General features: G+C 72.9%; 25 protein-coding genes. 12 read left to right on the top strand and 13 right to left on the bottom strand.

Annotated features, from left to right (window positions below; translation table 11 throughout):
- Positions 1–75: 75 nt before the first annotated feature.
- The 3 genes from C7M71_RS03650 to C7M71_RS31390 form a co-directional block, all read right to left on the bottom strand.
- On the bottom strand, positions 76–1,044 hold the full coding sequence (locus tag C7M71_RS03650) for an electron transfer flavoprotein subunit alpha/FixB family protein (protein WP_111492236.1): 969 nt from the start codon (positions 1,042–1,044) through the stop codon (positions 76–78).
- Between the two features lie 40 nt (positions 1,045–1,084).
- Complete coding sequence (locus tag C7M71_RS03655) at positions 1,085–1,870, bottom strand: electron transfer flavoprotein subunit beta/FixA family protein (RefSeq protein ID WP_111492235.1); 786 nt, start codon at positions 1,868–1,870, stop codon at positions 1,085–1,087.
- Positions 1,871–2,204: 334 nt separating this feature from the next.
- Positions 2,205–2,558 (bottom strand): thioredoxin family protein, encoded by a 354-nt coding sequence (locus tag C7M71_RS31390; RefSeq protein ID WP_111492243.1) that lies wholly within the window; start codon positions 2,556–2,558, stop codon positions 2,205–2,207.
- A gap of 275 nt (positions 2,559–2,833) precedes the next feature.
- Between C7M71_RS31390 and C7M71_RS03665 the strand changes: the two genes are divergently transcribed.
- The gene (locus C7M71_RS03665; RefSeq protein WP_111492234.1) at positions 2,834–3,613 is read left to right on the top strand and encodes a lysophospholipid acyltransferase family protein; all 780 of its coding nucleotides are present in this window, start codon (positions 2,834–2,836) and stop codon (positions 3,611–3,613) included.
- 74 nt (positions 3,614–3,687) lie between these two features.
- On the top strand, positions 3,688–4,659 hold the full coding sequence (locus C7M71_RS03670; RefSeq protein WP_111492233.1) for a GNAT family N-acetyltransferase: 972 nt from the start codon (positions 3,688–3,690) through the stop codon (positions 4,657–4,659).
- 62 nt (positions 4,660–4,721) lie between these two features.
- Here C7M71_RS03670 and C7M71_RS03675 read toward each other — a convergent pair whose 3' ends face one another.
- Genes C7M71_RS03675 through C7M71_RS03685 form a run of 3 tightly spaced genes read right to left on the bottom strand, consistent with a single transcriptional unit; the run spans position 4,722 to position 7,947 of the window.
- Positions 4,722–5,804 (bottom strand): threonine aldolase family protein, encoded by a 1,083-nt coding sequence (locus C7M71_RS03675; protein WP_111492242.1) that lies wholly within the window; start codon positions 5,802–5,804, stop codon positions 4,722–4,724.
- Complete coding sequence (locus C7M71_RS03680; protein ID WP_114914161.1) at positions 5,801–6,556, bottom strand: SDR family NAD(P)-dependent oxidoreductase; 756 nt, start codon at positions 6,554–6,556, stop codon at positions 5,801–5,803. The genes C7M71_RS03675 and C7M71_RS03680 overlap by 4 nt, the downstream gene beginning before the upstream one ends.
- Positions 6,553–7,947, bottom strand: a complete 1,395-nt coding sequence (locus tag C7M71_RS03685; RefSeq protein WP_111494272.1) for a DUF6421 family protein — start codon at positions 7,945–7,947, stop codon at positions 6,553–6,555. Before C7M71_RS03685 ends, C7M71_RS03680 begins: the two co-directional genes overlap by 4 nt.
- A gap of 214 nt (positions 7,948–8,161) precedes the next feature.
- Here C7M71_RS03685 and C7M71_RS03690 point away from each other — a divergent pair, with 214 nt between their 5' ends.
- From C7M71_RS03690 to C7M71_RS03700, 3 genes are read left to right on the top strand one after another with little or no spacing between them, the layout of a single operon-like run.
- Positions 8,162–9,076: an ABC transporter substrate-binding protein gene (locus C7M71_RS03690; RefSeq protein WP_111494274.1), complete on the top strand. Its 915-nt coding sequence runs from the start codon at positions 8,162–8,164 to the stop codon at positions 9,074–9,076.
- Positions 9,073–9,963, top strand: coding sequence for an amino acid ABC transporter permease (locus C7M71_RS03695; RefSeq protein ID WP_111494270.1), 891 nt, complete (start codon positions 9,073–9,075; stop codon positions 9,961–9,963). The genes C7M71_RS03690 and C7M71_RS03695 overlap by 4 nt, the downstream gene beginning before the upstream one ends.
- Positions 9,960–10,724, top strand: coding sequence for an amino acid ABC transporter ATP-binding protein (locus C7M71_RS03700; protein WP_111494268.1), 765 nt, complete (start codon positions 9,960–9,962; stop codon positions 10,722–10,724). Before C7M71_RS03695 ends, C7M71_RS03700 begins: the two co-directional genes overlap by 4 nt.
- Positions 10,725–10,734: 10 nt before the next feature.
- Here the strand turns inward: C7M71_RS03700 and efeU are convergent, their stop codons facing one another.
- From efeU to C7M71_RS03720, 4 genes are all read right to left on the bottom strand, one after another.
- On the bottom strand, positions 10,735–11,622 hold the full coding sequence (efeU, locus tag C7M71_RS03705) for an iron uptake transporter permease EfeU (protein WP_111494265.1): 888 nt from the start codon (positions 11,620–11,622) through the stop codon (positions 10,735–10,737).
- Positions 11,623–11,665: 43 nt separating this feature from the next.
- Positions 11,666–12,943 carry an iron uptake transporter deferrochelatase/peroxidase subunit gene (gene efeB / locus C7M71_RS03710; RefSeq protein ID WP_114914162.1) on the bottom strand — a complete coding sequence of 426 codons (1,278 nt, stop codon included), beginning with the start codon at positions 12,941–12,943 and terminating at the stop codon, positions 11,666–11,668.
- Positions 12,944–13,010: 67 nt separating this feature from the next.
- The gene (gene efeO, locus C7M71_RS03715) at positions 13,011–14,144 is read right to left on the bottom strand and encodes an iron uptake system protein EfeO (protein ID WP_111495358.1); all 1,134 of its coding nucleotides are present in this window, start codon (positions 14,142–14,144) and stop codon (positions 13,011–13,013) included.
- Between the two features lie 201 nt (positions 14,145–14,345).
- Positions 14,346–14,915 (bottom strand): GNAT family N-acetyltransferase, encoded by a 570-nt coding sequence (locus C7M71_RS03720; protein ID WP_229758521.1) that lies wholly within the window; start codon positions 14,913–14,915, stop codon positions 14,346–14,348.
- Between the two features lie 255 nt (positions 14,916–15,170).
- Between C7M71_RS03720 and C7M71_RS03725 the strand changes: the two genes are divergently transcribed.
- The 3 genes from C7M71_RS03725 (at position 15,171) to C7M71_RS03735 (ending at position 18,106) form a co-directional block, all read left to right on the top strand.
- A complete protein-coding gene (locus tag C7M71_RS03725) occupies positions 15,171–15,788 on the top strand; it encodes a DUF5134 domain-containing protein (RefSeq protein ID WP_114914163.1) in 618 nt (205 codons plus the stop codon).
- Between the two features lie 239 nt (positions 15,789–16,027).
- Complete coding sequence (locus C7M71_RS03730) at positions 16,028–16,981, top strand: M56 family metallopeptidase (RefSeq protein WP_111493121.1); 954 nt, start codon at positions 16,028–16,030, stop codon at positions 16,979–16,981.
- A gap of 219 nt (positions 16,982–17,200) precedes the next feature.
- Positions 17,201–18,106, top strand: coding sequence for a DMT family transporter (locus C7M71_RS03735; protein WP_175607627.1), 906 nt, complete (start codon positions 17,201–17,203; stop codon positions 18,104–18,106).
- A gap of 25 nt (positions 18,107–18,131) precedes the next feature.
- Here C7M71_RS03735 and C7M71_RS03740 read toward each other — a convergent pair whose 3' ends face one another.
- On the bottom strand, positions 18,132–18,575 hold the full coding sequence (locus C7M71_RS03740) for a MarR family winged helix-turn-helix transcriptional regulator (RefSeq protein WP_111493122.1): 444 nt from the start codon (positions 18,573–18,575) through the stop codon (positions 18,132–18,134).
- Between the two features lie 87 nt (positions 18,576–18,662).
- On the opposite strand from C7M71_RS03740, the gene C7M71_RS03745 reads away from it, so the two are divergent.
- Together C7M71_RS03745 and C7M71_RS03750 are read left to right on the top strand one after the other, a co-directional pair.
- Positions 18,663–20,204: an MFS transporter gene (locus tag C7M71_RS03745; RefSeq protein WP_111493123.1), complete on the top strand. Its 1,542-nt coding sequence runs from the start codon at positions 18,663–18,665 to the stop codon at positions 20,202–20,204.
- Between the two features lie 354 nt (positions 20,205–20,558).
- Positions 20,559–21,209, top strand: a complete 651-nt coding sequence (locus C7M71_RS03750) for a TetR/AcrR family transcriptional regulator (protein ID WP_175607628.1) — start codon at positions 20,559–20,561, stop codon at positions 21,207–21,209.
- A gap of 11 nt (positions 21,210–21,220) precedes the next feature.
- Here C7M71_RS03750 and C7M71_RS03755 read toward each other — a convergent pair whose 3' ends face one another.
- Positions 21,221–22,087, bottom strand: a complete 867-nt coding sequence (locus tag C7M71_RS03755; protein ID WP_111493124.1) for a helix-turn-helix domain-containing protein — start codon at positions 22,085–22,087, stop codon at positions 21,221–21,223.
- Between the two features lie 405 nt (positions 22,088–22,492).
- Here C7M71_RS03755 and C7M71_RS03760 point away from each other — a divergent pair, with 405 nt between their 5' ends.
- The gene (locus tag C7M71_RS03760; RefSeq protein ID WP_229758522.1) at positions 22,493–23,008 is read left to right on the top strand and encodes an ATP-binding protein; all 516 of its coding nucleotides are present in this window, start codon (positions 22,493–22,495) and stop codon (positions 23,006–23,008) included.
- Positions 23,009–23,124: 116 nt separating this feature from the next.
- Here the strand turns inward: C7M71_RS03760 and C7M71_RS03765 are convergent, their stop codons facing one another.
- Positions 23,125–23,361 carry a DUF397 domain-containing protein gene (locus tag C7M71_RS03765; protein ID WP_111493126.1) on the bottom strand — a complete coding sequence of 79 codons (237 nt, stop codon included), beginning with the start codon at positions 23,359–23,361 and terminating at the stop codon, positions 23,125–23,127.
- A gap of 381 nt (positions 23,362–23,742) precedes the next feature.
- Between C7M71_RS03765 and C7M71_RS03770 the strand changes: the two genes are divergently transcribed.
- Positions 23,743–25,458, top strand: coding sequence for a glycoside hydrolase family 3 protein (locus C7M71_RS03770; RefSeq protein WP_114914164.1), 1,716 nt, complete (start codon positions 23,743–23,745; stop codon positions 25,456–25,458).
- Positions 25,459–25,650: the final 192 nt, after the last annotated feature.

Consider the following 25,650-nt stretch of genomic DNA (forward strand, 5'->3'; position numbering starts at 1 on the left):
GGGGCGGGGGCCGACGGGTGCGGGCCCCGGCCGTGGTGGCGGCCGGGGCCCGGAGTGGCTGTACGGAAGCCGGGGTCAGCCCTTGCGGGCCTTGATCTCGGCGGTGAGCTGCGGCAGGACCTGGAAGAGGTCGCCGACGACGCCGAAGTCGACCAGGTCGAAGATCGGCGCCTCGGGGTCCTTGTTGACCGCGACGATGGTCTTGGAGGTCTGCATCCCGGCCCGGTGCTGGATGGCACCGGAGATGCCGTTGGCGATGTAGAGCTGCGGGGAGACCTGCTTGCCGGTCTGGCCGACCTGGTTGGTGTGCGGGTACCAGCCCGCGTCCACCGCCGCCCGCGAGGCGCCCACCGCCGCGCCGAGCGCGTCGGCCAGCTCCTCCACCACGCCGAAGCCCTCGGCGGCGCCGACGCCGCGTCCACCGGAGACCACGATGGCGGCCTCGGTCAGCTCCGGGCGGCCCGAGGAGACCCGGGGCGTGCGCGCCACGACCCTGGTCCCGGCGGCACCGGCGCTGAACTCCACGCTCACGCTCTCCACCGCGCCGGCGGCCGGGGCCGGCTCGGGGCCGACCGCGTTCGGCTTGACCGTGATCACCGGGACCCCGCGCGAGACCCGCGAGGACACCTGGAAGGAGGCGGCGAACACCGACTGCACCGCCACCGGGCCGCTCTCACCCGCGACCACGTCCACCGCGTCGGTGATGATGCCCGACTCCAGGCGCAGCGCCGTACGGGCGGCGATCTCCTTGCCCTCGCCGGAGGAGGTGACCAGGATCGCGGCCGGGTCGGCGGCGCGGGCGATCTGGGTCAGCGCGTCGACCTTGGGGACCACCAGGTAGTCGGCGAACTCGGCGCCGTCGGCGGTGTAGACCTTGGCCGCGCCGTACTCGGCGGCCTTGGCGGCGATGGCGGCGGCGGCGTCACCGGCGCCGAGCACCACGGCCGAGGGCTCGCCGATCCGGCGGGCCAGCGTCAGCAGTTCCAGGGCCGGCTTGCGGACCTGGCCGTCCACATGGTCGACCAGGACGAGGACTTCACCCATTGCTCATGTCTCCAGAAGTGAATGCGTGGACGGGGGCGGCTCAGACGAACTTCTGCGCGGCGAGGAACTCGGCCAGCTGCCGGCCGCCCTCGCCCTCGTCCTTGACGATGGTGCCCGCGGTCCGCGCCGGGCGGGCCGCGATGGCGTCGACGGCGGTCCAGGACCCGGCCAGGCCCACCTCGTCCGCCTCGATGCCCAGGTCGTCCAGGTCCAGCGACTGCACCGGCTTCTTCTTGGCGGCCATGATGCCCTTGAAGGAGGGGTAGCGGGCCTCACCGGACTGGTCGGTCACCGAGACCACCGCCGGCAGCGCGGCCTCCAGCTGCTCGGTGGCCGTGTCGCCGTCCCGCCGGCCCTTCACCGTGCCGCCCTCCACCGTGACCTCGGAGAGCAGGGTCAGCTGCGGCACGCCCAGCCGCTCGGCCAGCAGCGCCGGCAGCACGCCCATGGAGCCGTCGGTGGAGGCCATGCCGCACACCACCAGGTCGTAGCCGGTGCTCTCCAGCGCCTTGGCCAGGATCGCCGAGGTGCCCAGCACATCGGTGCCGTGGATGTCGTCGTCATTGACGTGCACGGCCTTGTCCGCGCCCATCGACAGCGCCTTGCGCAGCGCGTCCTTGGCGTCGTCCGGACCCACCGTGACCACCGTCACCTCGGCGTCGCCGGAAGCCTCAGCGATGCGCAGCGCCTGCTCCACGCCGTACTCGTCCAGCTCCGACAGCAGCCCGTCGACCGACTCGCGGTCGGTCGTGGTGTCGTCCGCGAAACGGCGGTCACCGGTCGCATCGGGCACGTACTTCACACAGACAACGATCCTCAAGCTCACGGCCTGTCTCCTGTACTGGTCACGTCCGGCGGGTGCGGCAGTGCGACGACCGGCCGCGCGACGCCCGGCGGTCACTTCCGGCAGTCTACTCACCAGTAGCAGATGACTGCTACTCGCGAGTAGCTTACGCTCCGCACACCCTCTCCCTACCGCCTCCAGCCTCGTCAAAACTGTGACGTCGGTCGTAGTCGGTGTGCCGAGCCCCGTCGCCCATCCTTCCTCACCAGCGGCGATCCGTCACCCTGCGTGGCCGGTCGGCCGCTGTGACGTTGCCCGTATTGACGCGACGGCCGCCGGGATGGCAGGAAGGTATGAGTGCAGGAAGGCAGCGGGATCAGACCGCCTCGCCCAGCGCCGCGATCACATCCACCCGGCGGGGCAGCCCCGAGGCCCGCCGCACCACCCGTCCCGAGGCGTCCAGCACCAGCACGGTGGGGGTGCGCAGGATCTCCAGCCGCCGCACCAGCTCCAGCCGGGACTCCGCGTCGACCTCCACATGGGTGACGCCGTCCACCATCCCGGCCACCTCCGCCAGGATCCGGCGGGTGGCCCGGCACGGCTGGCAGAAGGCGGTGGAGAACTGCACCAGCGTGGCCCGCTCCCCCAGAGCGGCGCCGAGGTCCCGCCCGGTCAGCCGTACACCCTCGTCGCGCACCCGCGTCCTCCCGTCCCGTCCCGTCCGGTCCAGCCAGCCCGCCGCCCGCCCGTCGGCTGCCCGCCACGCCCGGGTGCGCCGCCCCTCGAACGGGTGACTCCTGCCGCCCTCGGCAGGTTCCCCGGCCGGGGTGTGATGACAATCTCCGCCCGGTGGAGCACCGCGCAGGTGACACGGCCTGCTCCTTCGCGGGACCATCATCGCTGTATCGCCCGTCGCCCCGGGGCGAGCCGCGCCTCCGGTCGGCCGTCCCGCCTGCCACGGGCACCGCTGGATCGGGCGACCGCCCGTGGGAAGTAGGGCTGACCGTGGCTGAGTTCGTGTACCCGCCTGTGATCGGGGCCGCCCTCACCGCCTTCCGCGCACTGGACCTGCGCATCGAGGTGGAGGGAGCCCACCACGTGCCGAGGCAGGGCGGTGCCGTGCTGGTCAGCAACCACATCAGCTACCTGGACTTCCTCTTCGCCGGACTGGGCGCCTGGAAGTCGGCCCGGCGCCACACCCGCTTCATGGCCAAGGACGACGTCTTCCGGCACCGGGTGTCCGGCCCGCTGATGCGCGGTATGCGGCACATCCCGGTGGACCGTACGGACGGCCAGCCCGCCTATGACGCCGCGGTGCGGGCGCTGCGGGCCGGTGAGGTGGTGGGGGTCTTCCCCGAGGCGACCATCAGCCGGTCCTTCACCCTGAAGAAGTTCAAGACGGGTGCGGCCCGGATGGCGGCCGACGCCCAGGTCCCGCTGCTGCCGGTGATCGTCTGGGGCACCCAGCGGCTCTGGACCAAGGGGCGGCCGAGGCAGCTGACCCGCCGCCACACCCCGGTCACCCTCAGGATCGGCGAGCCGATCCACCTCACCCCCCAGGACCGGCCGGTGATGGTGACCCGGCGGCTGCGCCAGGCCATGGCCGACCTGCTGGACCACGCCCAGCACAGCTACCCGGACAAGCCGTCGGGCCCGGACGACCGCTGGTGGCTCCCCGCCCACCTGGGCGGCTCGGCGCCGACCCTGGAGGTCGCCGAGGCCGAGGACGAGAAGGAGTCCCAGGAGCGGGCCGCCCGCCGGGCCGCACGCGACGCCGCACACTAGGAGACCGACCGGGCAGCAGAGCGGCGGGAAAACCCATTGGCCCCGGCGGGCCGGTCTCCCTAGTCTCGCCTGCCATGACGGTCGACTGGCGGGCGCTGAGCCCTGCGGACACCCCCGGCTGGGCGGACCTGCTCAGCGCCACCGCGACGGCGGACGACGCCGGCGAGTTCTACAGCGCCGACGACCTCGTCGAGGAGTTGCAGGACCCCGAACTGGACCTGGAGCGCGGCACCCTGGCCGCCTTCTCCGGCGGGCGGATGGTCGCCTATGGGACGCTCGCCGGACGCCCGGAGGCCGATCCGGTGCACCGGATGTGGTTCGAAGGCGGCGTGCACCCGGACCACCGGGGCAGCGGGCTGGGCTCCCGGCTGCTGGAGTGGGCCCTGGAGCGCGCACCCGAACTGCACCGGGCGCGGCACCCGGGGCGACCGCCGGAGGCGCTGGAGCTGCACACCCAGCTGCCGGAGGGCGACACCCGGGGTGCGTCGCTGCTGGACTCCCGGGGCTTCACTGCGGCCCGGTGGTTCACCGAGATGTCCCAGCGGCTGGCGGACCGCCCCCAGGCCGTGCCGCCGCCGGCCGGGGTGGTGCTGGTTCCCTGGTCGAAGGAGCGGGACGAGGACGCCCGGCGGGTGCGCAACAGCTCCTTCGCCGACCACTGGGGGGCGTCGCCGGTGAACGCGGCGCAGTGGCACCACCACCAGACGGGCACGGCGGCCTTCCGGCCCGCCCTGTCGTGGCTGGCGCTGGACGGCGCCACCGGGGAGGCCGTCGGCGTGGTGGTCACCCACTACTTCGAGGCCGACACCAAGGCCACCGGGGTGCGGGACGCCTGGATCTCCACGGTGGGCACGGTCCTCGGCCACCGTGGGCGCGGGGTCGCCTCGGCCCTGGTGGGCCGGGTGATGGCGGAGGCCGCCGAGACCGGGTACGACACCGCCTCGCTGCAGGTGGACACCGCCAGCCAGACCGGCGCGGACGCGCTCTACCGGCAGCTCGGCTTCCGGCCCGGCCGCCGGGCGGTCCGCCGGGTGCGGCGCTTCTGACGGCATGGGTCCGGCCCGGGTCCGGGGGGAACGGACACGGGCCGGACGTGAGTGCGGGCGGCCTACTGCCTGCCCATCTCCTCCGCGATGGCGGCGGCGAAGGCGTCGATGTCGGCCTCGGTGGTGTCGAAGGCCGCCATCCAGCGGACCTCGCCGGTGTGCTCGTCCCAGAAGTAGAAGCGGTAGCGCTTCTGCAACCGCTCGCTGACCTCGCGCGGCAGCAGCGCGAAGACCGCGTTGGCCTGCACCGGCCGGACGACCTCCACCCCGTCGATGGTGCGCACGGCCGCCTCCAGGCGCCTGGCCATGGCATTGGCGTGGGAGGCGTTGCGCAGCCAGAGGTCGCCGCCGAGCAGCGCCTCGAACTGCACCGAGACAAAGCGCATCTTGGAGGCGAGCTGCATCGACATCTTGCGCAGATAGGTCAGGTCCCGTACCCGGTCGGGGTTGAGCACCACCACGGCCTCGCCGAGCAGCAGCCCGTTCTTGGTGCCGCCGAAGGAGAGCACATCCACGCCCGCGTCGCTGGTGAAGGCGCGCAGCGGCAGGTCCAGGGTGGCGGCGGCGTTGGCGATCCGGGAGCCGTCGACATGGACCAGCATGCCGCGCTCATGGGCGTGGTCGCAGATGGCCCTGATCTCGTCGGCGGTGTAGCAGGTGCCCAGCTCGGTGCTCTGGGTGAGGGAGACGGCGAGCGGCTGGGCGCGGTGCTCGTCGCCCCAGCCCCAGGCCTGGCGGTCGATGAGCTCGGGGGTGAGCTTGCCGTCGGGGGTGGGGACGGTGAGCAGCTTGATGCCCGCGATCTTCTCGGGGGCGCCGCACTCGTCGACGTTGATGTGGGCGCTCTCGGCGGCGACGACGGCGCCCCAGCGGGGCAGCAGCGCCTGGAGGGCGACGACATTGGCTCCGGTGCCGTTGAAGACCGGGTAGGCCTGGGCGCGGTCGCCGAAGTGGCGGCGGAAGACGTCCTGGAGGTGCGCGGTGTAGTCGTCCTCGCCATAGGCGATCTGGTGGCCGCCGTTGGCGACGGCGAGGGCGGCCAGGATCTCCGGGTGCACTCCGGCGTAGTTGTCGCTGGCGAAGCCGCGTACGGCGGGGTCGTGCAGGCGTACCGCGTCGGTCCGGGTCGGGAAGGGGTCGTTCATCGCGGCGTCAGCCACAGGTGCTGTCCATTCAGTTCGTCGGCGGGCCGGTCCCACAGTCCGGCCAGGGTGTCGGCCAGCTCTGCGGTCGCCGTGAAGCCCGCGAATTTCGCTTCCGGGCGCTGCTGCCGCATCTCCGGGGTGACCAGCGCCTTGATGACCAGGATCGCAGCCGCCGCGGTGGGCGGCACACCCTCCCCCGGGGTCTCCTTGGCGAAGGAGGCGGCGAGGGAGAGGGTCCATGCCTCGGTGGCGGCCTTGGCGGCGGCGTACGCGGCCCCGCCGGCGGTGGGCCGGTGGGCGGCGGTGGCCGAGACCATGGCGAAGCGGCCGGCCGGGCTGCGCAGCAGGGCGGGCTGGAAGGCCAGGGTGGTGTGCTGGAGGGTGCGCACCACGCGGTCGTGCAGGAAGTCCCAGTCGTCCAGGTCGGTGTCGGCGAAGGTCTTGCCGCCGCGCCAGCCGCCGACCAGGTGGAGCAGGCCGTCGACGCCGCCGTGCTCGGCCTCGATGTGGTCGGCCCAGTCGCGGGCGGCCTGCGGGTCGAGCAGGTCGACCATCTGCCCGCTGGCGCGGGCGCCGGGCACGGCGGCGCGTACCGCGTCCAGGGCGGCGTCCAGCCGGGCGGGGTCGGTGCCGGCGGCGACCACGGTGGCGCCGTCGGCGGCGAGGCGGCGCAGGGCGGCGCGTCCGGCCGGGCCGGTGGCTCCGGCCACGGCGACGACCTTGCCGTTCAGGCTGCCTCGGGGGGCGGTCATGCGGCGGCCTCCTCGGGGGCCGCGCCGGTGATGCCCTTGGTGGAGGCGATCACGTCGCGCAGCTTCTTGGCCAGGGCCTCGTAGAACATGGAGAGCGGGAACTCGTCCGGCAGCACCGCGTCGCAGAGGGCCTTGTTGAGCGCCTTGCCGTCGGCCTGGTCGAAGGGCAGGGCGTCGGCGCCCTTGGCCCAGGTGGAGGCGGGGTGCGGGGTGAGGTAGCGGGAGACCAGCCGGTAGGCGGCGAGCCAGTGGGCGGTCTTGGGCCGGTCGATGCCGTCGCGGTAGAGGGTCTCGATCTCGGCGCAGAGGGCGTTGGTGACCTCGGCGGCGCGGTCCCAGTCGATCCGCAGGCGGTTGTCGGTCCAGCGCAGCGCGTCGTGCTTGTGCAGGTACGCGAAGAGCAGCTGGCCGCCCAGGCCGTCGTAGTTGCGCACCCGGTCGCCGGTGACGGGGAAGCGGAAGAGGCGGTCGAAGAGGATCGCGTACTGGACGTGGCGGCCCTGCTGGTAGCCCTCGGCCTCCAGGCGCACGGCCTCCTTGAAGGCGGTGAGGTCGCAGCGCAGCTCCTCCAGCCCGTACATCCAGAACGGGCTGCGCTGCTTGATCATGAAGGGGTCGAACGGCAGGTCGCCGTGGCTGTGGGTGCGGTCGTGGATGAGGTCCCACAGCACAAAGGTCTGCTGGGCGAGCTGCTGGTCCTCGATGAGCCGGGCGGCGTCCTCGGGGATCTCCAGGCCGAGCAGGTCGACGGCGGAGCCGGAGACGGCGCGGAAGCGGGCGGCCTCGCGGTCGCAGAAGATGCCGCCCCAGGTGAAGCGCTCCGGGACCTCGCGGACGGCGACGGTCTCCGGGAAGAGCACGGCGGAGTTGGTGTCGTACCCGGCGGTGAAGTCGGTGAAGGTGATCGGCACGAACATGGGGTTGTCGAACCGGGTGCGCTCCAGCTCGGCCAGCCACTCGGGCCACACCACGCGCAGCAGGACCGCTTCGAGGTTGCGGTGGGGGTTGCCGTTCTGGGTGTACATGGGGAACAGCACCAGGTGCTCCAGCCCGTCCACCCGCTGGTCGGCGGGGTGGAAGGCGAGCAGCGAGTCCAGGAAGTCGGGCACGCCGTAGCCGCCGTCGGCCCAGCGGCGCAGGTCCTTGGCGACGGCTTCCAGATAGGTCTCGTCGTGCGGGAAGTGCGGGGCCAGCTCGCCGAGGGCGCCGAGGACGGTCTCCAGCAGGGCGTCCACGGCGGCGCGGTCGGCGGCTGGGCGCTCGGGGTCGGCGCCGGTGAGGTCGATCGAGCCGTCCTTGGCCTGGAGGGGCCGTATCGCCTCGACGGCCTCCTTGAGGCGCTGCCAGGCCAGATTGTCGACCGGAGCGGGCTTCGGCGAAAGATTATTCATCTCTTCCCCACCTGGAGTGTAAGAACTGGAGTCAGAACACGATATGCCCGAAGCTTCTCCTGTTCAAGCGGAGCCCTGCGCAGGCCCTCCGGGGGGTTTGTCCGCCTGCTCCCACTCTGCCCCGCCGCACTCCGCCCAGCATGCGGACGAGACCGCTCCGACCTGGACAGTCACGCCCCCGGGATGCCACGCTCCCGCCATGCTCCCGGCCTTGATGACCAGCCCTCATGGACGTGTCCGCCTCGGTGCGGTGACCACCGCAGCCGCCGCTCTGCTGGGCCTTGCCTCCTGTGCGCCGCAGGAGAACGGCACCGCCACCGGCTCGGCCCCGACCTCCAGCGATGCCTCCACCGCCGCCTCCGCCGGGAGCGCCGACCCGTGCGCCAAGGGCGGGCTGGCCACCAGGACCGCCGGCACCTTCACCGTCGCCACCGACAACCCGGCGTACGGGCCGTGGTTCTCCGACAACAAGCCGGAGAACGGCAAGGGCTTCGAGTCCGCCGTGGCCTACGCGGTCGCCGACCGCCTCGGCTACGGCCGCGACCGGGTGACCTGGGTCAAGGTGCCGTTCAACAAGGCGTTCGCCCCCGGGGTCAAGAACTTCGACGTCGACATCAACCAGGTCTCGATCAGCGACGAGCGCCGCAAGGCGGTGGACTTCTCCTCGGGCTACTACCAGGTCCGCCAGGCCGTCATCGCCCTCAAGGGGTCGAAGATCGCCGACGCCAGGACCACCGCCGACCTCAAGGGCGCCAAGCTCGGCGCCCAGATCGGCACCACCAGCCTGGAAGTGATCGACTCCATCATCAAGCCGTCCGTGCGGCCCGCCGTCTTCGACGACAACGACCTCGCCAAGACCGCGCTGAAGAACAGGCAGGTGGACGGCATCGTCATCGACCTGCCCACCGCCTTCTACATCACCGGCGCCCAGGTCACCGACGCCAAGGTGGTCGGCCAGTTCGACACGGCCGGCGGCCGGCCCGAGCGGTTCGGCCTGGTGCTGGACAAGGGCAGCGCGCTCACCCCGTGCGTCACCAGGGCGGTGGACGAGCTTCGCGGCGACGGCACCCTGGCCGCCCTGGAGAAGCAGTGGCTCTCCGAAGCGGTCGGCGCCCCGGTGCTGAAGTGACCACCCAGCTCTCCAAGGACGCCGCCGCGCCGTCCGACGACGGCTACCGCCCGTCGGCGCGGCGGCTGGCCAGGGAGGCGTACCGCAGAAGCCGCACCCGCCGCTCGGTGGCCATCGCCGCCGGCAGCACCCTGGTCACGGCGGTCGCGCTCGCCCTGCTGATCGTCGGCTCCCCGGGGTGGCAGCGCACCCGCGAGACCTTCTTCAGCGTCGAGTACGCCCGCCGGGCGCTGCCGTCGATCCTGGACGGCCTCTGGCTCAATCTGCGGCTGATGGCCGTCTGCGGCGCCGTGATCCTGGTGCTGGGCATGGTGCTGGCGGTGGCCCGCACCCTGCGCGGCCCGGTCTTCTTCCCGCTGCGGCTGCTGGTCACCGCGTATGTGGACTTCTTCCGGGGCCTGCCGCTGATCATCTGCCTGCTGATGATCGTCACGGGGGTGCCGGCGCTGCGGCTGGCCGGGGTCACCACCGACCCGGTGCTGCTCGGCGGGACCGCGCTGGTGCTCACCTACTCCGCGTATGTGGCGGAGGTCTTCCGGGCCGGGATCGAGACCGTGCACCCCAGCCAGCGGGCCGCCGCCCGGTCGCTGGGGCTGACCAGCGCGCAGACCATGCGCCATGTGGTGCTGCCGCAGGCGGTCCGCCGGGTGGTGCCGCCGCTCCTCAACGACCTGGTCTCGCTCCAGAAGGACACCGGCCTGGTCTCCATCGGCGGGGCGGTCGACGCGGTGGCCGCCGCCAAGATCCAGACCTCGGAGACCTTCAACTACACCGCCTATGTGGTCGCCGGGCTGGTCTTTGTGGCGCTGACCATCCCCATGACCCGGTTCACCGACTGGGTCACCGCCCGGGCCAACCGGCGGCAGAGCCAGGGAGGAGCGGTATGACCGGCGAGCCGGTGCTGCGGCTGGAGGCGGTACGCAAGGGCTTCGGGACCTCGCTGGTGCTGCGCGACGTCCATCTGGAGGTGCCCGCCCACTCGGTGACCGTGCTGATCGGCGCGTCCGGCTCCGGCAAGTCCACCCTGCTGCGCTGCGTCAACCTGCTGGAGGAGATCGACGACGGCGCGATCCTGCTGGACGGCGAGGAGATCACCGACCCCCGGGTCGACCCCGACGCGGTACGCCGCCGGATCGGCGTGGTCTTCCAGGCGTACAACCTCTTCCCGCACATGACCGTGGTGCAGAACGTCACCCTGGCCCCGCGCCGGGTGCACGGCGTGCCCCGGGAGCGGGCCGAGGAGCGCGCGCTGGAGCTGCTGGACCGGCTGGGGCTGCGCGACAAGGCCGGGGAGTACCCGGACCGGCTCTCCGGCGGCCAGCAGCAGCGGGTCGCCATCGTCAGGGCGCTGGCCACCGACCCCCGGCTGCTGCTGCTCGACGAGATCACCGCCGCCCTCGACCCTGAGCTGGTCTCCGAGGTGCTCTCGGTGGTCCGCGACCTCAAGGCGCAGGGCATGACCATGGTGCTGGCCACCCATGAGATGGGGTTCGCCCGCGAGGTGGCCGACCAGGTCTGCTTCCTGGACGGCGGGGTGGTACTGGAGCAGGGGCCGCCGGAGCAGGTCTTCGGCGACCCCCGGCAGGAGCGCACCCGCCGCTTCCTGCGCCGCATCGTGGACGCCGGCCGACTGGCCCCGCCCGGCTAGGCCGGCGCTCTCAGTCCCCGACCGCGTCCGCCGCGACCGCGTCCGCCGCGACGGCGCCGGTCGGGGCCGGACCGGCCGGCCTCGGGGCCGACCCGGCCGACCCGGCGGACTTGCGGAAGAAGAGGTACATGGTCGGCACCAGGTAGAGCGCCCACACGGCCGCCTGGAGCGCCGTCGGGTCCGGCTGGAAGTTGAGCACGCCCTTGAGCAGGGTGCCGTACCAGCTGTCCGCCGGGATGGTGGAGCTGATGTCGAAGAGCGTGCTGTGCAGGCCCGGCAGCCAGCCGGCCTCCTGGAGGTCGTGGAAGCCGTAGGCGAGCACCCCGGCCGCCACCACGACCAGCATGGCGCCGGTCCAGGTGAAGAACTTCGCCAGGTTGATCCGGACCGCGCCCCGGTAGAAGAGCCAGCCGAGCACCACCGCGGTGAGCAGCCCCAGCGCCGCGCCGACCAGCGGGCGCACCCCGTCGTCGGTGGCCTGCACCGCCGCCCAGATGAAGAGCGCGGTCTCCAGCCCCTCGCGGCCCACCGCCAGGAACGCGGTGACCACCAGGGCGAGGGTGCCCATGGCCAGCGCCGCGTCCAGCTTGCCGTGCAGCTCGGCCCTGAGGTGGCGGGCGGTCCGGCGCATCCAGAAGACCATCCAGGTCACCAGACCGACCGCGATGATCGACAGGGAGCCGCCCAGCGCCTCCTGCGCCTCGAAGGTGAGCGAGGAGGAGCCGAACTGGAGCACCGCGCCGAAGGCCATGCTGAGCACGACGGCGGCGGCGATGCCGAGCCAGACGGGCGCCAGCCGGTCACGGCGGTCGGTCTTGACCAGATAGGCGATCAGAATGCAGACGACCAGGCTGGCTTCGAGACCTTCGCGCAGGCCGATCAGGTAGTTGCCGAACACTGCGGGCTCCTGGAGGGGGTCGTGACTGGTGCGGGCGGGGGGGTCAGCCGAAGAGCGCCTGGCCCCACCATTCGCCGGACGTGCGGACGCCCGGCGGGCAGGCGAAGTGCGCGGAACCGACGTGCTGGATGTACTCGTTGAGGGCGTCGCTCGCCGACAGCCGCTTCTGCAGCGGGACGAACGCCTTGCGGGTGTCGCGCTGGTAGGCGAGGAAGAAGAGTCCGGCGTCCAGGCGGCCGAGGCCGTCCGTGCCGTCGGTGAAGGAGTAGCCCCGGCGCAGGATCATCAGGCCGCCGTTGCTGTCCGGGTGGGCGAGCCGCACATGGGAGTCGGCGGGCATCGCCGTGAGGTCGGGAGCGTCGTGCTCCTTCCGCCTGCCGTACGGGGCGCCCTCGCCCTTGGTGCGGCCGAAGACGTCCTCCTGCTCGCTCAGCGAGGAGCGGTCCCAGGTCTCGATGTGCATCCGGATGCGCCGGGCCACCAGGTACGAGCCGCCGGTCATCCACTCCGGGCCGTCGCCGGGGGCCGCCCACACATGGTCGCGCAGGGCCTTGGCGTCGGACCCGGCGATGTTGTGGGTGCCGTCCTTGAAGCCCATCAGGTTGCGCGGGGTCTGGGCCTCCGGGGTGGTGGAGGAGGTCTTGCCGAAGCCCAGCTGGGACCAGCGGACCGAGACGGTCCCCATGCCGATGCGGGCCAGGTTGCGGATGGCGTGCACCGCCACCTGCGGGTCGTCCGCGCACGCCTGCACGCAGAGGTCGCCGCCGCTGCGGTCCGGGTCCAGGTTGTCGCCGGGGAAGCGCGGCAGGTCGATCAGCGCCTCCGGCCGCCGGGCGCGGATGCCGAAGCGGTCCTTGCCGTCCTGCTCGAAGAGGGTGGGGCCGAAGCCTATGGTCAGCGTCAGCCGGGAGGCCGGCAGGCCCAGGGCCTCACCGGTGTCGTCCGGCGGGGCCTCGGCCAAGCCGTCCACGGCACCGTCCCCGACCTCGCGGCCGGCGGTCATCGCCGCTGCGGCCCGGGTCCACTGCTTGAGCAGCGCCACCAGCGCGGCCCGGTCGCCGGTGGTGACGTCGAACGCCGCGAAGTGCAGCCGGTCCTGAACGGGCGTGGCGATCCCGGCCTGGTGCTCGCCGTGGAAGGGTACGGCCCCGGCGTCGCCCGCCGCCGCACCGGCCTCGCCGCCCATGGTCGCCGCCGCCACCGAGCCGACACCGGCCGCGCCCAGCGCGACGCCCGCCCCGGCCCAGCCGATCACCGACCGGCGGCTGGGCCGCCGCCTGTCCTCTGCGGTGTCGGCGGTGGATGCCTGGGGTGCGTCCATGGTGCACTGGCCCTCTCTGCGTTCGGCGGCGCGCGACGCGCCGCAGTGGTCCGGTCCTGGCCGCCGACTACCGGGCGACGGCTGCGGCGAGCTTGGAAAGCGGCTCGGCCAGCGCGTTGACGGCGTTGGAGAAGGTCTTGCGCTCGGCCGGAGTCACCTTGTCGTACGCAACATAGCCGTCGCCCTTGCGGTACGTGGCGAGCAGGGTCTCCAACGAGGCGAACTCGCGGTCCAGGGTCGCGGCCAGCGCCGGGTCCTTCTCGGAGGCGACCGGCTTCAGCAGCTCATAGGCCTTCTTGGCGCCCTCGACATTGGCGTTGAAGTCCCACAGGTCGGTGTGGCTGTAGCGGTCCTCCTCGCCGGTGACCTTGCCGGTGGCGACCTCGTCCAGCAGCTCCTTGGCGCCGTTGGCCATGCTGGTGGCGCTGATCTCGGCCTTGCCGACCCGCTGCTGCCAGTCCTTCAGGTCGGTGACCAGCTCGTCGGCGAGGGTCTTCTCCTCGGCGCCGATCTTCTTGTCCTCCCAGAGCGCCTTCTCCAGGCGGTGCCAGCCGGTCCACTTCTGACCGTCCTCAAGGCCGTCCGCCCGGGTGTCGGTCTTGGGGTCGATGTCACCGAAGCTCTCGGCGACCGGCTCGGTACGCTCCCAGCCGACCCGGGAGGGGGCGAAGAGCGCCTTGGCCTGCTCCAGGTTGCCGGCCTTGATCGCATCGGCGAACTTCTGCACCACCGGGATGGTGAGGTCGGCCTGCTCCTGGGCGTAGGTGCGGTACGCGGCGACCGCGGCGTCCAGCCGGGGGTCGCCCTTGGCGGGGGCGCCCTTGCCGGTGACGGTGATCTTCTGGCGGATGCCGTCGCCCTTCATCCCGGGCTTGCAGGCGATCTCGTAGGAACCGGCCTTGATCTGGGCGGTGATGGTGGCCTTGGTGCCGGGGCCGATGTTCTCCCGCTCGGTGACGATCCGGTCGCCCGGAGCGTAGACATAGACCTCGGTGACCCGGGAGCCCTTGTTGTGGATCGCCAGGTCCACCGGGCCCGCCGGGAACTCGGTCTTGGAGACCTCGCAGGCGCTGTCGCTCGCCTCGACCTTGATCGCATCGTCGGAGGAACCCGACGCGCTCTTCTCCGCGCACCCGGTGACGGCGGTGCACAGCACAGCGAGCGAGAGCACGGAGGCTGCGGTGAGGCGGCGGGCGGGCATGCGGACTCCCGGGTTTCGGAGGACTGACCGGCCCTGGGACCGGAAGAAGAGGCAGAGCCAAGTTATATGAGCCTTACCTCACCTGATTACCCAGGGCGCGTGATTCTCACCACGCCTGCGCGTTCGGGGCCCCACGCCGGGCCCGGACCGGGTATGCGCGCAGACCGCCGGGAGGCGGGGCGCGGGGCGCGGGAAGCGGGGTCAGCCGAGAGTCTTGACCAGCCGCTCGAAGCGCAGGTCGGGGCGGAGCGGCAGGCCGAACCGCTCGTCCCCGTACGGGAAGGGCAGGGTCTCGCCGGTGCGGCGGTAGCCGCGCCGCTCGTACCAGGCGATCAGGTCCTCGCGCTGCACGATCACCGTCATCTCCATCGCGGAGCAGTGCCACTCCTCACGGGCCGTCCGCTCCGCCTCGGCGAGGACCGCCCTGCCGATCCCGCCGCCCTGCCGGTCCGGGCGCACCGAGAACATCCCGAAGTAGGCGGTGGTGCCGCGCCGTTCCAGCTGGCAGCAGGCCAGCAGTTCGCCGTCCCGCTCCACGGCCAGCAGCCGGCTGCCCTCGTCGGTGATGACCTCGGTCACACCCTGCGGATCGGTGCGCTGCCCGGCCAGCAGATGGGCCTCGGTGGTCCAGCCACCACGGTTCTCGCCTCGGTAGGCGGACTCCACCAGCGCCACCACGGCGGGTACGTCGGCCTCCACCGCCGTACGGAAGGTGAGGGGGCTGGGGCTGGGGCTGGGGCTGGTGGAGGGCAGGGGGTCGACGGTGGCCACGGCCGGGTCCTTTCTGCGATGCGGCTCGGACCGCCGGTCTGCGTCGGCTGTGCTGCTGACGCCGATGGCGGTCCTACGGCGGTCCTACGGCGGTCCTCTGGCGGTCCGACGGCCGAGGCTAGCGGCAGCCGGGCGCCCGGTCCGCCCCCGGCCACCCCTTGATACCCCCGTGCGCCCCCCTGCGCGCCCTGCTCGGCGCGGGCCCGCTCGGTGACCGTGGAGAGGCGATCACGCTGCCGGCCGGAGGGGATGCCGATGCACGGAGCTCCTGTTCTCGGCTGGCTGCTCGCGGCACTCACGGGTGCCGCGGGCCTCTACTGCCTGGCGCGGGTCTGGCGACCCGCGACCGGGGCCGGCTGCGCCGGCGCCGCCCAGCGCGGCGCAGCCGGGCGGGAGTCGGACGCCGCCGAAGCGCTGATGGGGCTGGGCATGGCCGCGATGGCGCTGCCGCTGGCCCGCCACGGCGGGCTGCCGCCGACCGCCTGGGCGGCGGTCTTCGGCGGCGTCGGCGCCTGGTTCGCGGCCGGTGCGCTGCGCCGGAGCGCGGCCCGGGACCGGGCGCACCGGCTGCACCATGCGCTGGGCGCGGGCGCGATGGTGTACATGGCCCTGGCGATGGCGGTCGGCGGGACCGCCGGGCCGCACGGGACGGGCCACTCCGGCATGGCCGGGGGGCCTCCGCTGCCGCTGCTGACCGGGCTGCTGCTGGTCTACTTCGGCGGCTATGCGCTCTGGGCGGGCAGCGGGCTGCTGCGCTCGGGGGGCGTGGCCGCCGCGTCGGGCGGTCGCACGCTGCTGCTCGCGCCGGGGTTGGCGCGGGAGTGCCGGTTGGTGATGGGGCTCGGGATGTTCGCCATGCTTCTCACGGGATGAGGGGCTTCTCACGGGATGAGAGGCTTCTCACGGGATGCGGGGCTTCTCACCGGATGAGGGGCTTCTGACGGGATGAGGGGCTGCTGACCCGGTTGCGGGGCCCCTGGCCGGGCGTCGGCAGCGCGCCGGGGTGTCCTTGGTCACGCCTGTCCCGAAAGCCGTTCCACGAGCAGGCCGGGCGGCCTAGGTTGGACGGGCACGCACCATCGCGCGCCGACCGTACCCGGGAGCCCGCTGCCATGACAGCCCTGCTCGGCCTGATGCTGCTCTGTCTGCTGCTGTCCACGGTCATGCCCCGTGTGCTGGCGCGGGCGAAGTGGCCCGAGCGCGAACCCGTGCTGGCGCTGGGCGTCTGGCAGTGCCTGGTGGTCTCGGTGCTGCTCTGCTGCGGGCTGGGGCTGGCGCTGGCCGCCTCGGCGGCGCTGCCCGCCGTGCGCGAGGTGCTCTTCTCGGTGGCGCCGCGTCAGGTGGAGGACGCCTACGGCTTCGCGGGCAGCGAGCAGTGGGGGGCGGTGGCCGCGCTGCTGCTGGCGTACGGGGGCCTGCACACCGCGCTGTCGCTGGTCCGCGAGATACGGGTGGCGCGGGCGGCCCGCAGCCGCCGACAGGCCGAGCTGGCGCTGCTCGCTCCGGAGCTGCCGCCCGCGGCGGCGGTGTACGAGCCGAGCCGTGAGCGCGAGCGGCTGGTGGTGCTGGAGAGCCTGCAACCGGCCGCCTGGTCGCTGCCGGGCCCGTCCGCCCGGCTGGTGGTGACCACGGGGGCGCTGCGGCGGCTGAGCGACCGCGAGCTGGCAGCGGTGCTGGACCATGAGCGCGGCCATGTCCGCGCACGCCACCACTGGCTGTTGCAGTGTGCGGAGGCGCTGGCGGCGGGCTTCCCCGGGGTCGCGGTGTTCGGCGCCTTCCGTGACGAGGTGGGGCGGCTGGTGGAGCTGGCGGCGGACGACACCGCGTCGCGGCGGCATGGGCGGCTGGCCACCGCGCTGGCGCTGGTGGAGCTGAACTCCGGGCTCGGGGTGTTCGGTGACTGCCCGGCGCAGCTGGCGCAGGTGCCCCGGCGGGTGGACCGGCTGCTCGCGGGCGAGCCCCGGCTGCCGGTGGGCCACCGGGTGCGGCTGACCGCCGCCGGGCTGACCGCGCTCACCGTCCCGGTGCTGCTGGCGTTCGCGCCGGGGCTGCACGCGCTGCTCTGAACCGGCGGCCGGCCCCGACCGGTCGGGTCCCGGGGCGCCGCGCGGGCGCGACCTGCGGCGCGGCGGGCATCCGGGCGAGAGTGCCCTGCGGGGCCGTCAGATCGGGTTACCCTTCCGGCAAGTGTCCTCCAGCCGCACCCCGGTCGGCGGCCGCACCCCGGTACCGCCCGGGTGTGCCCGGTGGTGACCGGGGCAGGCGTTTGTTCGGGTGATTCGTCCGTGGTCGTCTTCGTTCTCGGTATCGGCGCCGCCTGCTGCCTCGGGCTGGGCTTCGTCCTCCAGCAGCACGCGGCGCAGCGAGCGCCGCGCTCCGACTTCCTTTCCTGGCGGCTGCTGCTGGCCCTGGTGCGGGACCCCGAATGGCTGCTCGGGATCGCCTTCATGATCGGCGGTCAGGTGCTGAGCGCCCTGGCGCTGGACCAGGGCGAGGTGTCGCTGGTCGAACCGCTGCTGGCGACCAATCTGCTCTTCGCCATGGCCCTGGCGCGGGTGCTGACCCGTCAGGTGCTGGGCCGCTCGGGCTGGTGCGGGGTGCTGCTGCTGGCGGCGGGGGTCACCGCGTTCATCGTGGCGGGCCGCCCGCGCGGCGGCGGTGCGGAGGCGGACGCGCTGCGGCACTGGCTGGTGCTGGGGGTGGTGGCGGGGCTGGCGCTGCTGCTGGTGTCGACGGCCCGGCGGATGCCGCTGGTGGCGGAGGCCGCGCCGCTGGCCCTGGCGGCGGGCCTGCTGTACGGGTTGCAGGACGCGCTGACCCGTACCACCGCCCAGCGGATCGGCGTCGACGGGGTGGGCGCGGCGCTGCGCGGCTGGGAGCCGTACACGGTGCTGGCGATCGGCGTGCTGGGGCTGATCCTGGTGCAGAGCGCCTTCGGGGCGGCGCCGTTGAAGATGTCGCTGCCGGCGCTGACGGCGGCGCAGCCGCTGGCCGGGATCGCCTGCGGTGTGGGGTTCCTGGGCGACCGGCTGCGGCTGACGCCGGGGGCGATGGCGTGGGAGGCGGCGGGCCTGCTCTGCATTGTGCTGGGGGTGGTGGTGATCGGGCGCCATCCGGCGCTGCCGGACGCCTGCGAGGCGGGCGGCGCCTCGGCCCAGGGGCTGCTGGAGCGGACGGCGGGGCGGCGGTAGGGCGCTCGGGCCAGGGCGGCGCAGGTCAGGTCAGGGCCTGGACCGAGGCGGCGTCCGCGTCCACGTCGGCGTCCGGGGAGAGGACCCGGGCCAGCACCTCGCGCTGGGTGGGCCTGGCCTCCTGGTAGCGGCTGCGGCCGGCCGGGGTGAGGGAGACGAAGATGCCGCGCCGGTCGGCGCTGCACATGGCGCGCTCGACCAGGCCGTTCTTCTCCAGCCGCCCGATCAGCCGGGAGAGTGCGCTCTGGCTGAGGTGCACGGCTGCGGAGAGCTCCTGGACGCGCAGCTTCTCGCAGCCGCCGCTCACGCTCTCGGCCAGCCGCTCCAGGACCTCGAACTCGCTCATCCCGAGTCCATGGCGGTCGTTGAGTTCGCGGTCGAGGGCACACGCGGTGGCGGCGTGGCGGGCGAGCAGATCGCGCCACTCCTCCACGAGGGCCCGCTCGGCGGCGGGGTCCAGGTCAGGCACGGCCCCATGGTAGCAGCTGCGGCAGAACTTAATGCGTTCACACTAAATTCATGTGCATTGGTTGCACATGCATGTACTCTGCTGCACATGACCACGACCGAAGAGCGCTGGAGCCCACGCCTGTGGGGCACCCTCGTCGTCCTCTGCGCCGCCTTGTTCCTCGATGCCCTGGACGTCTCGATGGTGGGCGTGGCGCTCCCCTCCATCCGCACCGAACTCGGCCTGTCCACCTCGTCCCTGCAATGGGTGGTCAGCGGATACGTCCTCGGCTACGGCGGTCTGCTGCTGCTCGGCGGCCGGGCCGCAGACCTGCTGGGCCGCCGCCGGGTCTTCCTGATCGCCCTCGGCGTCTTCGCCGCCGCCTCGCTCTTCGGCGGCATGGTCGACAGCGGCGGCCTGCTGATCGCCTCGCGCTTCCTCAAGGGCATCGCCGCGGCCTTCACCGCCCCGGCCGGACTGTCGATCATCACCACCACCTTCGCCGAGGGTCCGGCCCGCAACCGCGCCCTCTCCATCTACACCACCTGCGGCGCCAGCGGCTTCTCGCTGGGCCTGGTGCTCAGCGGTGTGCTCACCGAGGTCGGCTGGCGGTGGACCTTCCTCTCCCCGGTACCGGTCGCGCTGCTCGCCCTGGCCGCCGGAATCCGGCTGATCCCCCGCCAGACCGGGCCCGAGCGCACCGGCGGCGGCTACGACCTGGCGGGCGCGGTGACCGCCACCGGCGGGCTGCTGCTGCTCGTCTACACCGTCACCGAGGCGCAGGGCGCCGGCTGGGCGAGCGCCCGCACGGTGCTGTCGCTGCTGGCCGTGGCCGCCCTCTTCGCCGCCTTCGTGGCCGTGGAGCGGCGCACCGCGCACCCGCTGGTACGGCTCACCATCTTCCGCAACGGCAGCGTCACCCGGGCCAATCTGGCGGCGCTGGCCTTCTTCGGCACGTACACCGGGTTCCAGTTCGTCGCCACCCTCTACCTCCAGACCCTGCTCGGCTGGTCGGCGCTGGAGATGGCCCTCGGCTTCCTGCCCGCCGGAGTGCTGGTGGCGGTGGCCTCCACCCGGATGGGCGCCATCGTGGACCGGTTCGGCACCTCCCGGCTGATGGTGGCGGGCTTCGCGGCGCTGGTGGCCGGCTATGCGCTCTTCCTGCGGATCGGGGTGCACGGCTCGTACCCGGGCCTGGTGCTGCCCAGCATGATCCTGATCGGTGTCGCCTGCGCCCTGTGCATCCCCTCGCTCAACATCGCGGCCACCAGCGGGGTCTCCGACGAGGAGCAGGGACTGGCCTCCGGGCTGGTCAACACCTCCTTCCAGGTGGGCGGCGCGGTGGTACTCGCGGTGGTCACCGCCGTGGTGACGGCGGGCAGCGGCGGCGGCACCTCCGCACAGGCGCAGTTGGACGGCTACCGCCCGGCGGTCGCCCTGGTGACCGGCGTGGCGCTGCTGGGCCTGCTGGCGACGCTGGCGGGGGTGGTGCTGGACCGCCGCCGGCTGGTGGCGGCCACCCGCGCCGCCGCCGTCGCCGTCCCCGACTACCGCTACCCCGGCCCGGAGACGTCCGACGCGCCCTCCCCCGCCACCGCTTCCGGCGGGACCGCAGACCCGGCAGCCTCGGCGGCGTCCATCCGACGCTGACGCCGCAGGCAGCCGCTCCCGGGGGGCGGCAGGGCCCGGACCACCCGGTCCGGGCCCTGCCGGCTATGGCGGTGCTGCACGGTGACGGCCTGCGGGAGACTGCGCACCCGGCAGACGGGGGGCAGGGCATGGCCGGGCAGACGACGTCGCCATCCGTGATCAGCCGGCAGCCGCCCTGAGGGCTCTGCCCTGAGGACCACGAACGGCGGGCGTCTGCTCACCGATCCCCCGTTTCGGTGAGCAGACGCCCGGTGTCGGGGCATGGCGGACTCTCCAGGAACGGTCCGCCCGCGCCCCGGCCGTCGTCGGCGGCCCCAGTATATTGACTGGGAGCCAACCAACGTATGGAGCACGATGTCACCTCGACGGGCCTCGGTCAATGAGGAGATGCGCAGGCGTTCCCAGGAGCGCATCATGCGGGCGACCGTCGAGCTGGTCGACAAGCAGGGCTACGCCGGGACGACGCTGGCGGACATCGCCGAGCACGCGGGGCTGGCCCGGGGGCTGGTGTCGTACTACTTCGCAGGGAAGCACCTGCTGCTGCAGTCGGCGGTGCACCGGGAGATGCATCTGCACCTGGCGGCCGAGCTGGACCGGCTCCCCGAGGACGCCTCGCCCGATACGCGGCTGGCCTGCGCGGTCGACGCCATCCTGGGGTTCGCGCTGGCCCATCCCCGCCTGATGCGCTCCCACCTGGCGCTGATCCTGGACCCGGACTCGGGGGCGTTTGTGCAGGATCCCGAGCAGCAGCGGCTGGGCGCGCTGCTCCAGGGAGTGCTGCACGGGCGCGGGTCGGCGGATCCGGCCGCCGACCATGCGGTGCTGCGCAGCTCGCTGATGGGCGGCTGCATCGGGGTACTGCTGCCGGGCGCGGAGACCCCACTGGTCCCGATCCGGGCCGACCTGTTCGCCCGCTACGGGCTGGCGTGGGAGCTGGGCACGCCGCCGCAACCGCAGCCGCCGCCCGGGTTCCGGCCGACCGGGGCTGCCGTGGACCGCTGCTGACGGGTGCCCGGTCAGCCCTCCACCAGGATCGACTTCAGCAGGTCCACGGTCTGCTCCGGAGTCAGGCTGTCGACGCAGAGCCGCTCCATGACCTGGATGTAGGAGTCGACGTCGTCGCGCTTGTCCAGATAGAGGGCGCTGGTGAGCTGCTCCAGATAGACGACGTCGGCGAGGTCCTGCTCGGGGAAGCGCAGGATGGTGAAGGCGCCGCTCTCCGCCGCGTGGCAGCCGAACCGGAACGGCATCACCTGCACCACCACATTGGGCTGCTCGGCGATGTCGATCAGATGCTGCACCTGAGCGCGCATCACCTCGGGCCCGCCGACCGGGCGGCGCAGCGCGGCCTCGTCGATGACGGCCCACAGCCGGGGCGAGTCACCGCCGGCCAGCAGCTTCTGCCGGCGCATCCGCAGGCCGACGCGGCGCTCGATCTCCTCGTCGCCGATGGCGGGCCGGGCCAGCCCGAAGACCGCCCGCGCGTAGTCCTCGCTCTGGAGCAGCCCGGGGACGAACTGCAACTCATAGGTCCGGATCAGGGCTGCGGCCTCCTCCAGCCCGACATAGGTCTGGAACCAGTTCGGCAGCACATCGCTGAAGCTGTGCCACCAACCTGACTTGTTGGCCTCGCGGACGAGGCCGAGCAGCGCCTCGCGCTCCGTCTCGTCCTTGACGCCGTACAGGCTGAGCAGGTCCGCCACGTCGCGCTCCTTGAAGCTGACGCGGCCCAGCTCCATGCGGCTGATCTTGGACTCGGAGGCCCGGATCGTGTATCCCGCGTCCTCGCGGGTGATGCCCTTGGCCTCACGGAGCCGACGCAGCTGGGAGCCGAGGAGGATCCGGCGCACCATCGAGCCGCCCCCCGGCTGAACTGTGGTCATGCGGTCTTACCTCCACCCGACGAAAACAGCGCACAGTCTGCCACTACCCGGCTGCGAACGGTGCCGGACGGGCATGGGGTCACCCCAGATTGTTGCGTATGCAGGTCCGGATGCACGTGCATTCGCCAGGCGCATATGCCAGTCGAACGCCTGCACGTGAATCGGCTCTTGCATCTGCCGTTAGCAAAGAGGACCATGGTGCACGTGCACATGCACACCCACTGGCAACCCTGCGGGGACCGCGTCACCCCCACGCGAGAGTCCGCTCACCGGCCACTGCGCGCCCCCGCGCATCCGACCGGAGAGGGCCGACGCGCGCGGACGCCCCGGCCCACCGAGTCGGAGGTGTCCCGCATGACCCCGGCGGGTCCCGCTGTGTCAAGCCCCTTATGGGAGGAGCTGTTCATGGGCGCCGGTCCGGCAGTCCTGGCCGACCCGGACGTGGTCACCTGTACTCTCACCCCCCGCTATGAGGCGGTGAAGACGGCACGTGACTTCACCCGGAACTCGCTCCACCGCTGGGGACTCGGCGAGCTCTTCGACGACATCGCACTGGTGGCGTCGGAGCTGGTGACCAACGCTCTGCGGCACGCCCTCCAGCTTCGGGCGGGTGACGCCCAGGGACGCATCCCCACGCAGCCCCAGCACGGCCCCGCGGCCGAGCAGTTGCCCATCCGCATCAGCCTGGTGCACCGCGCACCGCAGGTGGTGTTCGCGGTGAGCGACCCCAGCAGCGCGGGCCCGGTCGCCCGCGACGCGGACTACATAGCCGAGTCGGGCCGTGGGCTCCACCTGGTGGACTCCTTCAGCCGCTCCTGGGGCTGGCATCCACTGGCCGGAGCCGGAAAGGTGGTCTGGGCGCTCTTCGAGGCCCATGAGGCCACGGTCGACAACGGCGGCGGCAGGCACCGCAGGGCCTGACCAACCGCAGGGCCTGACCACAGCAAGGCGTGACCAGAGCAGACAGAGCGGCAGGGGCCGCCACCGGAGTCTCCGGTGGCGGCCCCTGCCGCTGCGGTGAGGCAGACCCGTCGTGGTCACTGGACCAGGTGGTCGAACTCCCCGTCCTTGGCCCCCAGCAGCAGCGCCTCGATCTCCGCGCGGGTGTAGATCAGGGCCGGCCCTTCGGGGAACCGGGAGTTGCGCATGGCGACGTCGCCGCCCGGCAGTTTGGCCAACTCCACGCAGTTTCCCTGCGAGTTGCTGTGCCGACTCTTCTGCCAGACAACGCCACGGATCTCCGCGGCCGCCATGCCGTTGTGTATGTGGCGCATAGAAAACTCCCGGAATGCGAGTACTGCGCGTGCTGCCGTACTGCTCGGCTTCTCGATCGTGCGGCCGGCAGGGGATCACTCCACCCAGCGAAAGTCCTGGTACCCGCCTCACTGGACGTGATGATAACCCGAGTGCACGTGCATCCGCACACGCAATTGCCTGTGCATGAAACGGTACGCCACGTGACGAAACCCCCTCTGTAAAAGCGAATTGACGCTTCGTAAGCGGACATAGCCGAGCGGAACGTCCCACCCGATGGCTACACTCCGCGTACGCTCGACTTCCCCGGGGTCCGCCGGGTCGAATTCGACGCCACCGCAACGGGCACACGGTCAGTCACGGACCCGGTGTGAGACTGATCACTCGGAGGTGGGCGCACCATGGCGCAGGACCTCGACACCCGCGTCCGGGCACTGCTCGCCCGGATGTGCCTTGAGGACAAGGTCGGCCAGCTCTTCGTCAGCCGCGTCCACGGCGGCGACACCGAGCACCCCTCCCCCGCCGAGGCAGCCGAGAACCGCAAGGCCCTCGGGGTCGCCACCGCCGCCGAGGCGGTGGCCCGCTACCGGCTGGGCGGCGTCGTCTACTTCGGCTGGACCGGCAACCTCGACAGCCCCGAGCGCACCGCGGCACTCTCCGCCGGACTCCAGCGCGCCGCCCGCCTGCTCCCCGTACCCGTGCCCCTGCTGATCGCCACCGACCAGGAGCAGGGCTCGGTGGTCCGCATCGGCCCACCGGCCACCGGATTCCCCGGCGCCATGGCGCTCGGCGCCTCCGGCCGCCCGGAGGACGCCCGCAGCGCCGCCCGGGTCACCGGCACGGAGTTGGCCGCGCTCGGCATCAACCAGGACTACGCCCCGGTCGCCGACGTCAACCTCGACCCCGCCAACCCGGTGATCGGCACCCGGTCCTTCGGCGGAGACCCGAGCGCGGTCGCCGCCCTCACCGCCGCCCAGGTGCAGGGCTTCCACGACGCGGGCACGGTCTGCACGGCCAAGCACTTCCCCGGCCACGGGGACACCTCCGCCGACAGCCACACCGGTCTGCCGGTGATCGGGCACAGCCGGGCCGAGTGGGAGCGGGTGGACCTTCCGCCGTTCGCCGCCGCCGTCCGACACGGGGTGGACTCCGTGATGACGGCGCATATCGTCGTCCCCGCGCTCGACCCCTCCGGCGACCCGGCCACCCTCTCCCGGCCGATCATCACCGGCCTGCTGCGCCGACACCTCGGCTATGACGGCGTGGTGGTCACCGACTCCCTCACCATGGCGGGCGTACGGACCCGCTACGGGGACGACCGGGTACCCGTACTCGCCCTCAAGGCCGGTGCCGACCAACTGCTCGATCCGCCCGACCTGGCGCTCGCCTACCGGTCGGTGCTGCATGCGGTACGCGACGGTGAACTGACCGAGAGCCGGATCGACGCCTCCGTGACCCGGGTGCTGCGGCTGAAGGTGCGGCGCGGACTCTTCGAGCGGCGGCCACCCGACCCGGCCTCGGTCCGGCGGCTGCTGGGTACGCCCGCGCACCTCGCGGTGGCCGACACCGTGGCCGACCACAGCATCACGCTGCTGCGCAACGACGATCGCGTCCTGCCGCTCGCGGCGGCGGCCGGGCGGCCGGTGCTGGTGACCGGCTGGGAGCCGGTCGGCGGCTCCGCCGGGATCGGCACCGCCGCCGGACAGCCGGTACGGGAGCTGGCCGCCGCCCTCTCCGCCCTCGGGCTCCCCACCCGGGCGCTCCCCACCGGCCCGGCCCCCGACGCCGCAGCGGTGGCCCGCGCCACCCGGGCCGCCGGGGACACCGGGGACACCGGGGTCACCGGGGACGCGGGGGGCGGCGGCGCGGTGGTGGTGCTCACCGGCGGGGCGGCCGGAGACGCCGCACAGCGGCGGCTGGTGGCCGCGCTGCTGGCGACGGGGCGGCCCATGGTGCAGATCGCCGTCCGCGACCCCTACGACCTGGCCCGGCTGCCCGGGGTACGCACCGCCCTGGCCACCTACTCCTGGTCCCCGGCGTCGATGCGGGCGGCGGCCCGGGTCCTGGCCGGCCGTACCACCCCCACCGGCCGACCGCCCGTCACCCTCCCCGACTGACCGCCCCCCACCATGCCCGGCCCCTCCGCTTCACCCTCCCCCGGCCGACCCGCCCCCGCCGCGCTCTCTCACCTCTTTCTTCACCACTCGCGCCCCGCACCGGCACACCGGCGTGACAGCAGGTCACAGCAGCCACGACGGTGCCCGCAGGGCCAGCCGACACCGACCGGAGCCGATCACGGCGTGACCGTT

Origin of the sequence: Peterkaempfera bronchialis (assembly GCF_003258605.2) — a bacterium.
GTDB classification, from domain to species: Bacteria; Actinomycetota; Actinomycetes; order Streptomycetales; family Streptomycetaceae; genus Peterkaempfera; species Peterkaempfera bronchialis.

Excerpts from the sequence above, each read along its gene's own strand:
- C7M71_RS03650 (WP_111492236.1), bottom strand. The coding sequence starts at position 1,044 with ATGGGTGAAGTCCTCGTCCTGGTCGACCATGTGGACGGCCAGGTCCGC.
- C7M71_RS03670 (WP_111492233.1), top strand. The coding sequence starts at position 3,688 with ATGACGGTCGACTGGCGGGCGCTGAGCCCTGCGGACACCCCCGGCTGG.
- C7M71_RS03675 (WP_111492242.1), bottom strand. The coding sequence starts at position 5,804 with ATGAACGACCCCTTCCCGACCCGGACCGACGCGGTACGCCTGCACGAC.
- C7M71_RS03680 (WP_114914161.1), bottom strand. The coding sequence starts at position 6,556 with ATGACCGCCCCCCGAGGCAGCCTGAACGGCAAGGTCGTCGCCGTGGCC.
- C7M71_RS03685 (WP_111494272.1), bottom strand. The coding sequence starts at position 7,947 with ATGAATAATCTTTCGCCGAAGCCCGCTCCGGTCGACAATCTGGCCTGG.
- C7M71_RS03690 (WP_111494274.1), top strand. The coding sequence starts at position 8,162 with ATGACCAGCCCTCATGGACGTGTCCGCCTCGGTGCGGTGACCACCGCA.
- C7M71_RS03700 (WP_111494268.1), top strand. The coding sequence starts at position 9,960 with ATGACCGGCGAGCCGGTGCTGCGGCTGGAGGCGGTACGCAAGGGCTTC.
- efeB (WP_114914162.1), bottom strand. The coding sequence starts at position 12,943 with ATGGACGCACCCCAGGCATCCACCGCCGACACCGCAGAGGACAGGCGG.
- efeO (WP_111495358.1), bottom strand. The coding sequence starts at position 14,144 with ATGCCCGCCCGCCGCCTCACCGCAGCCTCCGTGCTCTCGCTCGCTGTG.
- C7M71_RS03725 (WP_114914163.1), top strand. The coding sequence starts at position 15,171 with ATGCACGGAGCTCCTGTTCTCGGCTGGCTGCTCGCGGCACTCACGGGT.
- C7M71_RS03730 (WP_111493121.1), top strand. The coding sequence starts at position 16,028 with ATGACAGCCCTGCTCGGCCTGATGCTGCTCTGTCTGCTGCTGTCCACG.
- C7M71_RS03745 (WP_111493123.1), top strand. The coding sequence starts at position 18,663 with ATGACCACGACCGAAGAGCGCTGGAGCCCACGCCTGTGGGGCACCCTC.
- C7M71_RS03750 (WP_175607628.1), top strand. The coding sequence starts at position 20,559 with ATGTCACCTCGACGGGCCTCGGTCAATGAGGAGATGCGCAGGCGTTCC.
- C7M71_RS03755 (WP_111493124.1), bottom strand. The coding sequence starts at position 22,087 with ATGACCACAGTTCAGCCGGGGGGCGGCTCGATGGTGCGCCGGATCCTC.
- C7M71_RS03760 (WP_229758522.1), top strand. The coding sequence starts at position 22,493 with ATGGGCGCCGGTCCGGCAGTCCTGGCCGACCCGGACGTGGTCACCTGT.
- C7M71_RS03765 (WP_111493126.1), bottom strand. The coding sequence starts at position 23,361 with ATGCGCCACATACACAACGGCATGGCGGCCGCGGAGATCCGTGGCGTT.
- C7M71_RS03770 (WP_114914164.1), top strand. The coding sequence starts at position 23,743 with ATGGCGCAGGACCTCGACACCCGCGTCCGGGCACTGCTCGCCCGGATG.